Source organism: Mesorhizobium sp. M4A.F.Ca.ET.050.02.1.1 (assembly GCF_003997725.1).
Lineage (GTDB): Bacteria > Pseudomonadota > Alphaproteobacteria > Rhizobiales > Rhizobiaceae > Mesorhizobium.
Genome location: NZ_RZSG01000101.1, coordinates 1 through 12,126, shown reverse-complemented (window position 1 = coordinate 12,126; position 12,126 = coordinate 1). Strand labels below are relative to the sequence as shown.

Genomic DNA, 12,126 nt, shown 5'->3' with positions numbered 1-12,126 from the left:
GATCTGGGTGATGGCGCTTGCCGCGGCGGTGATCGCCACCGTGGTCCATATCGGCCTCTCGATGGGACTGAGCAGCCAGGCGGTGGAACTCTCGGCGCTCGTCCGCGCGCTGCCGCCGCCTCAGCGCGCCGACATCGCGCGCGCCGCGCCAAAGGTCGACGCGCCGGAACCGCCTGCGCCGGAGCCGGTCGACTTCGCGCTGCTGCCGGAATTCAAGGCCGAAGCGCCGGACGACCTCAGGGGGGCGCTCAGCGGCACCGAGAGCGTGTCGCTCGCCAAGCTGGTCATCCAGTCCTCCAACCCCGAACTCTTCCAGTCGTCACGGCCAACGCTGACCCAAGGCTATGAGCCACTGGTCGAATCCATCGCCAAGGTCATCCTCGCCAACCAGGAACTCATCGGAAACATCACCGTCGTCGGCCACACCGACAACGTGCGCCTGCAAAGGTCCAACCCGCTTTCGAGCAACCAGCGGCTCTCGGAAGCGCGGGCCGAGACCATAGCCGACCTCCTCGTGCGGGCCGGCGTGCCGCAGGAGCGCATCCATTCCGAAGGGCGCGCGGAGACCGATCCGGTGGCCGACAACTCGACACGCGAGGGCCGGGCGCTCAACCGGCGCGTAGAGGTCCTGGTCGAGAAGAGGCTCTGAGATGTTCATCCTTCGCTTCCTCTGGGCCGTGCTCACCTCGCGCTTCCTTTGGACGCTGATCGGCATCGCGCTGCTTTCGCTGGTCATCTGGATTTTCGGCCCGATCGTCCAGGTTGGCCCCTATTCGCCGTTCGACTCCGACAATGTGCGCATCGCCATGATCGCTGGGCTGATCATCCTGTGGCTGATCTGGCTCATCGTCGCCCAGCGCCGCGCGATCCGCGCCAACCGCATGTTCGTTGCCGAGATCGCGGCGCCGGCGGCGGAGAAACAGCTTACCCCCGGCGAGGAGAACGTCGCCGCCGTCGGCGCAAAATTCGGCGAGGTGATGGCCGAGCTGAAGCGCCGCAAGCTCGGCGGGCGCAAGTTCCTGCGCGAGATGCCCTGGTACGTGATTGTCGGGCCGCCGGCCACCGGCAAGACCACCGCCTTGCGGCAGTCCGGGCTGAATTTCCCCATCGATCTCACCGACGACCTGCAGGGTGTTGGCGGCACCCGCAACTGCGACTGGTTCTTCTCCGAGAACGCGGTGCTGATCGACACCGCCGGCCGCTATGTCCAGCAGGAAAGCCAGCCTGACGTCGACGCGGCGGAATGGTTGGGCTTCCTCGACCTCTTGAAGAAGCATCGGGGCCGTCGGGCGCTGAACGGCGTGATCGTCGCGCTTTCTATCGATACGCTTTCGGAGGGCGACGAGGCCATCAAGGCGCACGGCCGCAAGATCCGCCGCCGGCTGGCCGAGCTCAACGACCGGCTCGAAATCCGCCTTCCGGTCTATCTGATGCTGACCAAGGCCGATCTGATCAAGGGTTTCGAGGCCTTCTTCGGCGGCCTGTCGACGGCATCGCGCGAACAGGTGTGGGGGACGACCTTCCCGCTCGATGCGCGCGTCGACGCCAAGACCGTCGAGCGCGAAATCACCACGCTGGCGACCGAACTCGAGCGACGCCTTGTGCCGCGCCTTGAGGATGAGGACAAACTCGCCGCGCGCGCCGAGATCTTCCGCTTCCCCGCCCAACTCGCAAGCCTTTCCGAGCCGATCCAGCTGCTGATCGAGGCGATGTTCGGCGAAAGCCGCTATGAAGAGGCTGCCTGGCTGCGTGGCCTCTATCTGACGTCGGCGACCCAGGAAGGCGCGCCGATCGACCGGCTGACGGCAGCCCTTTCCTCTTCCTTCGGGCTGCCTCCGCGCCGCGCCATGCCGGCGCCACGCGTCGAAAAGCGCAGCTTCTTCCTGAAGAACCTGCTTACCGAGGTGATTTTCAAGGAAGCTGGCCTCGGCACGTTCGACCCGCTGGCGCAACGTCGCCGCGCCTGGATCTGGCGTGGCGCGGCCACCGCGTGTGCGGTCGCAGCCTTGCTGGCCGCCGGACTGTTTACCTGGTCCTATTTCGACAACCGCAATGCAATCATCGCGCAGGCTGGTCAATTCGAGGCGCTTCAGGAGCCACTGACCGCCGTCACCGCCGCCCCGGCATCGGTGGAGCAGCCGGCCATCGACGGCGCATTGGCCGCGATGGACCAGGTCACGAATGCCCGCACCGCGCCGCCGGACGCGCCGCATGACCTGCTCGGACCCTCGGCCTCGGCGGAGCTGATGCGCGCGCAGGCCGATACCTACGACCACGCGCTGCGCAACGTGCTCGAGCCGCATATGGTCGCGCTGCTCGAGGCGACCATGTGGCGGCAGATCCGCGACCCTGACTTCATGCTGGGGGCGCTGAAGACCTACCGTATGATGACCGGCTTGTCGCAGATGGACACCGACTTCGCGCAGAACTGGTGGGTGAACAGCCTGCCGGAATTCGCGCCGGCGCCGCCCTTCCCGAGCCCGGACGCCGAAGAGCATCAACTGGCCGCGATCCGGCGTATGGCGGTCGATGACAACTACGTCGCTCCGGACAAGGAACTGGTCGCCGAGGCGCTGAAAACGGTGTGCACGATCTCGCTGCCGGCGCGCGCCTACAAGCAGTTGCTGGCCGATCCGGAAGTGGCCGCGGTGAAGGAATGGATCCCGGCCAATTTCGCCGGCCCCAACGGCGCCAAGGTGTTTGCCCGGCGCTCCGACAAGACGTTGCGCGTCGGCGTTCCGGGCGCCTTCAGCTATGCCGGCTTCCACGATGCCATTCTCGACCGGGTCGAGGACGTTGCCGCCCAGGCGGCGCTGGATCGGGCGGTGTTCGCCGGCGGCTGCTCGGAGAATTCCGAAACCTCGGTCTCGGCTTTGTCGGAAGACATACTGAAGCTCTACTATGACGACTATATCGCGCAATGGGACAGCTTCCTGCGCGACATGCGGCTCGCCCCGTTGAGCGACCTCAACGTCGCCAGCGAGAACCTCAAGGACCTTTCAAGCGCCGATTCCGCATTGAAGCGCCTGCTGACGGCGGTGGTTCAGGAGACGGACCTGACCCGGTCCGACGAGGCGCCGGCTGACGACAAGGCGGCCGCGAAGGGCGGCTCGAAACTGCTCGGCAAGCTTGGCAAGCTAGGCAAGGTCGTCAAGACCGGGGCAAAGCTGCTGCCGCGCGCGGGCTCCGCCGACGAGGTGGACCTCACCGGCAGCCTAGTGGCCGAACACTTCAAGCGGCTCAAGGGCGCGATCGCCGAAGTCGATGGCCAGCCGCCGGCGCTCGACGCGGCTGTAGTGGCCCTGACGGCGCTTTCCAATGTGCTGCAGACGGTCACCGCCAACCCCGATCCCCAGGATGCCATCAAGAAGCAGGGCGGCCTCGCCGAACTCACAGGCGCTGTCGCCAGGCAGGCGCAAATCCTGCCCGACCCAATCGACGACTGGCTCGGCGGCATCGCTGGCGATACTAGCGGCCTGACGCAGAAGGCTGTCACCAACGAGCTCAACGCCATCTGGCGCGCCGACATCCTGCCGTTCTGCCAGGCGGCGCTCAACGACCGCTATCCGTTCAGTCCCGAGAGCGCGGTCGACGTCAATGTCCGCGACTTCGCCCGCCTGTTCGGGCCGTCCGGCCTGATCGACGCCTTCATCAACGACCATCTGATCAGCTACGTCGACACCGCCAGCCAGCCATGGAAATGGCGCGCCGATTTCGGCCTCGATCCTGCGGCGCTGGCGGCGTTCGAACAGGCCAGGCATATCCGCGACGATCTCTTTCCCGGCGGGACGGGCCCGGTGATGAGCTTCACGCTGGAGCCCAAGGACCTGTCGCCCAACGTCACGCGCGTGACGCTCAATCTCGATGGCCAGAACCTCGTCTACTTCAACAATGCGACGCGACCGCAACCGATGACGTGGCCCGGCAAGGACGGCACCGGCGTGATCTCGCTCGCCTTCCAGCCGGTCGACGGCTCGCCCGAGATCATGCTCAACGAGACCGGCAGCTGGGCATGGCTGAGGATGCTGCGCGCCGGCCGCTTCACCGGCACCTCGCTGTCGGATGTCTACAGCCTGCGCCTGGGCACCAAGGGCATGTACGCCGATTTCGAGCTCAAGGCAGCAAGCGTCGAGAACCCCTACAACCTCGTAATGTTCAAGAAGTTCACATGCCCGCCGCAGATATGATCCTGCCGGGCTTCTACGGCAAAATTCCCGCCACCGGCGATTTCGTGTCGCGGCGGCTGACGGGAGATTTTGTGCGCGTCTGGGATCGCTGGCTGGCGCAGCATCTTGTTCCGCTGATTGGCCTGGAGTCTTGGCCGCGAGCCACCGCACTGCACTTCCTGGCCGGCCCGTCCTGCTTCGGCGCGTCGGCAGGCATTGTCGTGCAAAGCGCCGACAGGGTCGGCAGGCAATTCCCCTTGAGCATCGTCGCGCAGCTTTCCGAGGTCTCCTTCCAGTTGGCGCATGCGGAAGCCTGGTTTGCCGGCATCGAGGAGACGGCCATTGCCGCGCAGCAGGGCGGGTTGACGCCCGACGACCTGGATGCAGCCCTGACGGTGCTGCCGGTGCCGCCCGTCGAGCCCGGCGATGAGGTCGTTGGTGAACTGGTGATGTGGACGAACTATTCGGATTTTTTCGACATCGATCCGCAGTCGCCGCAACCGACGCTGGAACAGATCCTCGCCGCCACCTGGGAGACCAGCTGATGCAGATCTGGAACCAGATGGGCTATCCGCACGAGTTCACCATGGGCATGGATAAGGCCGGCCATGAGTGGATTGTCGTGGTGGTCAAAGGCACGTTCGATTTCCCAACGAAGCCTGGCGGACCGGTGCAAAAATCGGCAGAGCAGGTTCCGTTGGTCATGGCTGATACCCAGACCGGGGTGCCCGGCTTTTCGGCGACCCTGTGGGAGACGGACTTCGCCTTCCGCAAGCCGCGCTGCGATGTGGTTGCCAATGGCTGCGCCTATGCGCCGGGCGGTCGACCGGCCGAGCGCGTGCCGGTCGGCATCAAGGTCGGCAATTGGTCGAAACTGTTCGAGGTTGTCGGTCACCGCGAATGGCGTGCCATCGGCCCGGTGTTTACCGCCACGTCGCCGCAGCCCTTCCTGAAACTGCCCATCTCCTACGATGTCGCCTGGGGCGGGGTCGACAGGCTGGATCCCGAAGATACGCTGCCCGCCAGCTACAAATACAACCCTGTCGGCACCGGCTGGTCGCGCACCAGGAACCAGCGCCTCATCCCTGGTTTGCGGCTGCCCAACACACAGGCCGTCGGTGAGGAAATCCGCTCGCCCTTCGGCGACTACAAGCCAATGAGTTTCGGGCCGATGGGCCGCGGCTGGCCCGGCCGCATCGAGTATGGCGGCACTTACGATCAGAACTGGATCGACAATGTCTTTCCTTTCCTGCCGCAGGATTTCGACGAGCGCTATTACCAGATGGCGCCACCCGACCAGCAGATAGACCTGCCGAGAGGTGGCGAGGAGGTGCAACTCATCAATCTTACGCCGGAAGGACGCGTAAGTTTCCGCCTGCCAATAACGGCACTGCCGATAGCCCTGTTCAAGAGGCGCGAGAAAGCATTCGAAGGCAACATCCAACCCGACACAATTTTGTTTGATCCGGAAAACCGGCGCTTCTCGCTTGTTTGGAGGGTGTCGCAACGCATTCAGCGCACCATACTGGATTTTTCTGAATGCTGGGTCGGAACACCCACAAAAGCCATGTTACTCGCCCGTGCGATGGGCAAACGCTACATCCGTCGCTTCAAGGTCCCACTTCGCTTTGAGGAGGACGAACCTGCATGAGTGCCAGCCTGGATATCGAATCGATTGGGATGGTGACGGCAGTCGGCCTCGACGCACCGTCAAGTTGCGCGGCAATGCGGGCAAGGTTGGATGGGTTTCAGGAAACGCAGTTTATTGGCGCGAAGGCTACCGCCCTAATTGGGGCGCCAGTAACCCTTCCCCGAAACTGGATCGGCGCCAAGCGGTTGGCTCACATGGCGGCTGGTGCCATCAGCGAGGCAATCAACTCAGCGCCTCGACAAAGCCATCGGATGCCGGTGCTCCTTTGCCTCGCTGAAGACGATCGCGCAGGACGACCGTATGGCGAGGGATCCGCCTTGCTTCGAAAAATTGGCGAGATTGTCCAGATCGAACCGCATGACGGCTCCCGGATTATCGCGCATGGTCGCCCTGCCGGCCACGCGGCGCTCGAGCATGCTAGAAAGCTGCTCAGTTCGGGCCAGGCGTCCTCAGTCGTCGTTGCTGGGGTCGACAGTTACCTGACATCCGGGACGATTGCGCACTATCTGGATCGGGAGCGCTTGCTGACGGTCGACAATCCGAATGGTTTCTTGCCGGGTGAGGCTGCAGCTGCTGTCGTGTGCACGAAGCCAAAGACGGGCGGGTTCCGAGTATCCGGCATCGGCCTCGCAAGGGAACGAGCTGAGATCTACAACCGGGACGACCGGGCGCTGCGGGGCGACGGTATGACAGAGGCTTATCGCGCCGCGCTCAATGAAGCAGGCATTGAGATGAGGCTCCTTGGCTACCGTATCGCCGACCTTGTCGGCGAACAATATTGGTTCAAGCAGAATGCCTTGGCGAGCTTGCGCCTCTTGCGTGGACGCCATGAATTTCAGGACATCTGGTCCCCAGCGGAGTCGCTCGGCAATGTCGGTGCCGCCGTCGTTCCGCTCATGCTCGGAATGGCTTTTGAAGCAGCTCGCAAGGGCTATGCTGCCGGCAACCCGGTACTGATCGAGGCGTCTAACGACGCGGGAGCATGCGGCGCTGCGGTTCTTCTCGCGAGGGCTTCGTAGATGTCAAACGTCTTTGCCAACGGCCTGGAGATATCTGGCAAAGCGGTAGACGCGAAGACGATCGCCGATTTCCCGGACGTCTGCTTCACACCTCCCGAGAACCCAGCCACGCCTCCCGGCGTGCCAGTACCCTATCCCAGTTTCGGCATGGCAAGCGATACCGACAAGGGTACCAGTACGGTAAAGATCGGTGGGAAAACCGTAAATATCAAAAACAAATCATACTTGTCGAAAACCAGTGGCACCGAAGCAGGGGCCGCAGCAAAGAAAGGCGTCGTTACGTCGAAGAACACGGGCAAGGAGTATTTCAATTCCTGGTCCAATGACGTGAAATTTGACGGCGAACCCGTCATTCGGATGACGGATCTTGCTACGAACAATCACGCATCGCCGATTGGCAACGCGCCCCCATGGCCGCATCTGGCTCAGCTGAACGTTCCGGGCATAGACTGTGAATCGGTGCTGGCTGATCTCAATCTCCACAAACATTCCGACAAAAAGAAAGCCTGCGATCACTCTAAAACCGGCAAAGAATCAGAGCATATGCTCGGCAATGCCCTGATGCAAAACCAACGGGGCTCCAGAGCCCAAAGTATTCCTGGCTTCAACGGCAGCAACGGCTATAGCGCCAGCACGGCGCCTTGCCTCTGCATGGACGGTCCCAGCTCAGACAACTCGACCGAACACGGCAAGAAAACGAGAGACCAGGAGGCATTCAAAGAATCTCTCGCAATCAAGGACGCCAAAGGCAAGCCTACCGGCCGCTACCGCCAGCCCACGGCAAAGGAAGCTATCGATGCAGAACTCAAGTCGGTACGCGAAAATCACAATCAAATCAAGAATACAAAGCCAAAGAAGAAACAAGATGAAATAATGGAGTGCCTTGAAGCCGTAATATACGACAATCTCGAAAGGTGTTCCGATCCAAAGCAAACGAAGGAAGAAATAAAAAAGACTAAGCTTCGAGTGCCGGGCGAAGGCGATTATCCGGCTCCGACGACAACGGCGCCAGTAACTTCTATGTAGCGGAGAATTCTGAAATGGCCAGAGAAAAGTACGTTACAAAAGATGGATTTTCAATAGAGGTAGCGGAAGCCTTTACGTATAACTCTGAAGGACTATCATGCTTGGTAATACAATCGAACGAGGATAGAGACATACATCTGAGTGAGATAAAAAATTGCGATGATTTCACTCAAGGCGGACCCGAATTGGTTTTCGAATTTCGTGGCTGGATATACTCTATGCTACAAACGGACAATCAACACGTATATGTGGCACATTCTGGAAAAACTTTGCGATATGGGCCTCACGCGAACCCGCAAGTGGCGCTTAGCGTAGACGCGGATATTACAAAACTATGCGCATCCGCACGCGGTGTTTGGATAGTCGGTCTACGTGGATACGTCGCGCACTTCAACGGGACGACGCTGTCGGAATACCCGATCCCGAATGGGGCGCATGTGTATCTCGTTTCGGAGGCGCCGGATGGCAGCGTGTTCGCATGCGGTGACGGCGGCGGTCTATACCGGCTCAACTCCGGTCAATGGAACAAAATTGACCTGTCAATAGGTGCTGACATATTTCGGATAATTGCACAAGCCGCCGATCGAGTCTGGATGGTTGGATCAAACGGTCTATGTGCCCTGCTCGATGGCGCAGAATTACGGGTTTTCTCGCCGCCCGACGACCGCAACTATCGAGCAATAGCGGAATATAAAGGGCGGATGTTCGTCGGCGCCGGGCATCTAGGATTGGACGTCATAGACGAACTAAATGTCGTTAGTTTTAAAGAAAATGTATATAGCTACTACCTGTACTCCGACGACGAATATCTTGTATCCACAGGATTCAACCAAATCTGTAGATTTGACGGAAACCAATGGCTTGGCACCGAGTTCAGATAGTTTAAGACACTCCAATAATTGATCGGATGTAAGATCTAACCTTCGCGATATCGAGGTCTGAGATTTTGACGACTGCAGAGGTTGTCAGCATCCTAACCACAAACAGTTCGCCCGCCTCAGGAAACTCACGGTAGCGCTCGTCCGCGATTCTCTTGCCCACCTCACCCGCGACGCGTAGCCCGTCGAGATGCGCCTCCAAGCGTTCAATCAGACGAACGAGACGCTCGGCATCCATGTCCGGGTTTTCATCGGGATTGAGCAGGTGCCAGTCGTAGATCGTCCAAAGAAAGGCAGCCATTTCCGCGTGCTGACGTACGATGTTTTCGAGGACCGGTGGTTTCGGCATCAATTCAGATTCACCGACCCGCCCCGGATGCGGTTGGCGGCGCTGGCGTGGCTTACCAGATGTGTGCCCCGAATTGTCAGGTGGCCGTCCTTTTCCATGATGATGACCGACCTTCCGCATCTGAGTTCTAACCGTTCGCTGGCGCTGATCTTTACCGTCTCGCCATCGCGAACTACGTCATTGTCGGCTTGCTTCTTCGTCGGATCGACGATGCGTCCGACGATCAACGGCTTGAGCGGATCGCCATTTTCGAACAGCAGCGCCACTTCCGAACCGATCATGTCTGACGACAGTTCAGTCAGGCTGCGCGCCGACAACGCAACTTCCTCAGGATTGCCCGGAAACACCACAAGCGGCGCGTCCTCGCCATAACCTAGAAAAAGACCTATCACGACGCCGTCGATACGGCCCAGCACCTCAGACATCGCCCACCTCAGTTCTCATTGATCTTGGATCCTTTCATCGTGATATCACTGGATGCCTTGACGTTGATCTTGCCGGAACCTTTGATGGTGATGTTTTTCCCTTCAATCGTGATTGTGCCATCCTTCTTCATGGCAATCGCGGCCGACCCGGTCTTGATAATGATGGAATCGCCGGCGTCGATAATCAAATCCTTGCTGACCTTGATCGCCCCGTCCTCGCCGATTTCCAAGAGGCTGCTCTTGGCTACCTTGACCGAATGCGCACCACCAATTTCCGTCGTGTCATCCTTGGCAATCTTGGCGGAGCGCCCAGCCCCGATATCCGTCCCCTGATCCTTCGCGATCTTGATTGTCTGGCCGGCGCCGATCTGGACGCTTTGCGCCGCCGCTATTTTCCAGCTGTCGCTTGCACCGATGTCATGGCTCTGCCCTGCCCCCACGGTCATGCTGCGCGACGCGCCGATCGTGTTCGTCTGCACCGCGCCGACGCTTCGCGTCTCCGCGGCCCCCACCGTATCGACACGCGCCGCGCCAACCGTGATCGTCTGCACGATGCCCACCGTCTGCGAATGGTTGGCGTCGATATTCTCCGTCGAGTTCGAAACGACGTGGATCGTCTCATTCGCCATCACCGTCAGCGATCGGTCCTTGCCCACCGTCTCGGTGTCGTTGCTGCCGATGTTCGTAGTCTGGTCGACGCCGACCTTGACCGTCTTGTTGTTGCCGACGTCCTCGTCGAGGTTGTGGCCGACGGAGTGCTTGGCGTCGTGGTCAATGCGATCGGACTGGTCGTGCTGGACCAGCTTCGTGCGATCGTGCTTGATCAGAAGGTTGTGATCCTTCTGCGCCTGGAAATTGACCAGCTCGGAACCGGCCTTGTCCTCGAACATCAACTCGTTGTAGCCGCCGCCGCCCTTGGACGAGTTCGATTTCCAGCCTGATTGCGTCGCATTGCCCGGCAGCCCATAGGGCGGCATCTGCGAGGCGTTGTAGACCCGGCCGGTGATGATCGGCAGGTCCGGGTCGCCGTCGAGAAAATCGACGATGACCTCCTGGCCGATGCGCGGGATCTGGATGAAGCCCCAGCCGCTGCCGGCCCAGGTCTGCGAGACTCGCACGAAACACGAGCTGTTTTCGTTCTTCTTGCCCAGGCGGTCCCAGTGGAACTGCACCTTCACCCTTGCATATTTGTCGGTGAATATCTCCTCGCCCGAAGGGCCGACCACCGTCGCTGTCTGCGGGCCGCGCATGATCGGCCGCGGCGTGATCCGCGGCGGACGGTAATGCAAGGAAGTGGGCGCGACGCCGAGCACGATCTTGAAGTTCTCGGCGTGGATCTCGCTCTGGGTTCTGTAGCCTGGATCGAACAACCTGTATTCGGCGCTGATCACCAGATATTCCTGGTTCTGGTCGTCGCGCGGAAAACTCTCCAGATTGAACGTGCAACCGGAATGGAGGCCGCGCACGGTTCCGGCAGCCGCGCTGCGCTGGTGCAAGGCCTGGAGTTCTTCGCGCCGGATCCCGGCAAGACTGTCGCCCCGCCCCACATCCAGATGCGCTCCGCGATGCCGGTAGTTCTCGCCCGAGGCCTCCTTGTGGCTGAACGGCTGGGCGGACTTGGCCATGAGGTCGGCGCCAGGCTTCTCGAAATCATAGTCTGTGTGCGCATAGGCGCCGGGCCGCACCTCGCTGCCCGGGACCCATTCGGTGATGTATTCGACATCCCTCCGCGAGCCCTGTCCCTCGAAATTGTAAAGCACCTTATCGTAGCCCGGAGCCGCCTTCAGCTTGCTCATCGCATCGCACAGAATGAGCGTGTGCTTGCCCTCGTCGTATTCGAAGAAATAGAAGATGCCTTCGTGCTCCATCAGTCGCTGCACGAAATCAAGGTCGCTCTCGTCGTACTGCACACAGTACTCGCGCGAGGGATAGGACCCTTGCAGCCGCTTCTCGAATTTCGCCGTACCGTATTTTGAGAAGATCTTCTCGACGATTTCGACGGCGGTCATGTTCTGGAAGATGCGGCAATCGGTGGTGTTGCCGAGAAACCAGAGCCATGGCCTGATGACCGCTTCATAGTAGGCCAGCCGGTCCTCGATGCGGGTTAACCGGAACTCCGACACCAGGCCGCTGAACCAGCGCTTCGGATCGGATTCGCCTTCGACCGAAACGGCGCCGCCCAGCATCTTCAGCGGATCGACATTGTGGTTGGTGCTGACAAACCCCACCGTATGGGCGAAGCAGCGGCTGATCTCATCGCGCCCGACAAGATGGGTGAAGGTCAACAGCTCGGCGCCTAACGGCGTCTGCACAACCGTGGCACGTTCGTTCGGCATGGGTCGTGCCCCTCCAGGACGCGGCCGCCAGTGTGACGGATTTGAAGTTCCCCCTATGTTAACCGCATCACGTTCGGGGACTTCCCGGATTGCCACACCAGGCTTCGTTCAGCCTACCATATGTTTTCCTGCCAACCAAAAGGAACCAAGGGCGGGCAAACCTTGCTCCGGAGGCGGTTGTGAGAGGCTGCTGTCGTGTTGTCCTCGCAAGCTGCTAGAATGGCGAAGTATCGATCAGCGGTCGGCGGCACTTTCATATGTTCATCAGTCTGCAGA

The 12,126-nt window shown here is 60.7% G+C and carries 10 protein-coding genes; 7 read left to right on the top strand and 3 right to left on the bottom strand.

Annotation, left to right across the window (positions count from 1 at the left end):
- The 7 genes from tssL to EOA33_RS10150 form a co-directional block, all read left to right on the top strand.
- Positions 1 to 649, top strand: a 649-nt coding sequence (gene tssL, locus EOA33_RS10180) for a type VI secretion system protein TssL, long form (RefSeq protein ID WP_127405566.1), incomplete at its 5' end; no start/stop codon positions are given.
- Position 650: 1 nt separating this feature from the next.
- Entirely contained in the window at positions 651 to 4,187 is a 3,537-nt protein-coding gene (gene tssM, locus EOA33_RS10175) for a type VI secretion system membrane subunit TssM (protein WP_127405565.1), read from the top strand.
- Positions 4,184 to 4,711, top strand: a complete 528-nt coding sequence (gene tagF, locus EOA33_RS10170) for a type VI secretion system-associated protein TagF (protein ID WP_127405564.1) — start codon at positions 4,184 to 4,186, stop codon at positions 4,709 to 4,711. The genes tssM and tagF overlap by 4 nt, the downstream gene beginning before the upstream one ends.
- Positions 4,711 to 5,817 (top strand): DUF2169 domain-containing protein, encoded by a 1,107-nt coding sequence (locus EOA33_RS10165; RefSeq protein WP_127405563.1) that lies wholly within the window; start codon positions 4,711 to 4,713, stop codon positions 5,815 to 5,817. The genes tagF and EOA33_RS10165 overlap by 1 nt, the downstream gene beginning before the upstream one ends.
- The gene (locus EOA33_RS10160; RefSeq protein ID WP_127405562.1) at positions 5,814 to 6,836 is read left to right on the top strand and encodes a beta-ketoacyl synthase N-terminal-like domain-containing protein; all 1,023 of its coding nucleotides are present in this window, start codon (positions 5,814 to 5,816) and stop codon (positions 6,834 to 6,836) included. Before EOA33_RS10165 ends, EOA33_RS10160 begins: the two co-directional genes overlap by 4 nt.
- Positions 6,837 to 7,862 (top strand): DUF4150 domain-containing protein, encoded by a 1,026-nt coding sequence (locus EOA33_RS10155; RefSeq protein WP_127405561.1) that lies wholly within the window; start codon positions 6,837 to 6,839, stop codon positions 7,860 to 7,862.
- Between the two features lie 14 nt (positions 7,863 to 7,876).
- Positions 7,877 to 8,743 (top strand): hypothetical protein, encoded by an 867-nt coding sequence (locus EOA33_RS10150; RefSeq protein WP_127405560.1) that lies wholly within the window; start codon positions 7,877 to 7,879, stop codon positions 8,741 to 8,743.
- 1 nt (position 8,744) lies between these two features.
- On the opposite strand, the gene EOA33_RS10145 is transcribed toward EOA33_RS10150, so the two are convergent.
- From EOA33_RS10145 to tssI, 3 genes are read right to left on the bottom strand one after another with little or no spacing between them, the layout of a single operon-like run.
- On the bottom strand, positions 8,745 to 9,089 hold the full coding sequence (locus EOA33_RS10145; RefSeq protein ID WP_127405559.1) for a hypothetical protein: 345 nt from the start codon (positions 9,087 to 9,089) through the stop codon (positions 8,745 to 8,747).
- Positions 9,089 to 9,514 carry a DUF6484 domain-containing protein gene (locus EOA33_RS10140; protein ID WP_127405558.1) on the bottom strand — a complete coding sequence of 142 codons (426 nt, stop codon included), beginning with the start codon at positions 9,512 to 9,514 and terminating at the stop codon, positions 9,089 to 9,091. The genes EOA33_RS10145 and EOA33_RS10140 overlap by 1 nt, the downstream gene beginning before the upstream one ends.
- 8 nt (positions 9,515 to 9,522) lie before the next feature.
- Positions 9,523 to 11,850 carry a type VI secretion system tip protein TssI/VgrG gene (tssI, locus tag EOA33_RS10135; protein WP_127405557.1) on the bottom strand — a complete coding sequence of 776 codons (2,328 nt, stop codon included), beginning with the start codon at positions 11,848 to 11,850 and terminating at the stop codon, positions 9,523 to 9,525.
- Between the last annotated feature and the right edge of the window lie 276 nt (positions 11,851 to 12,126).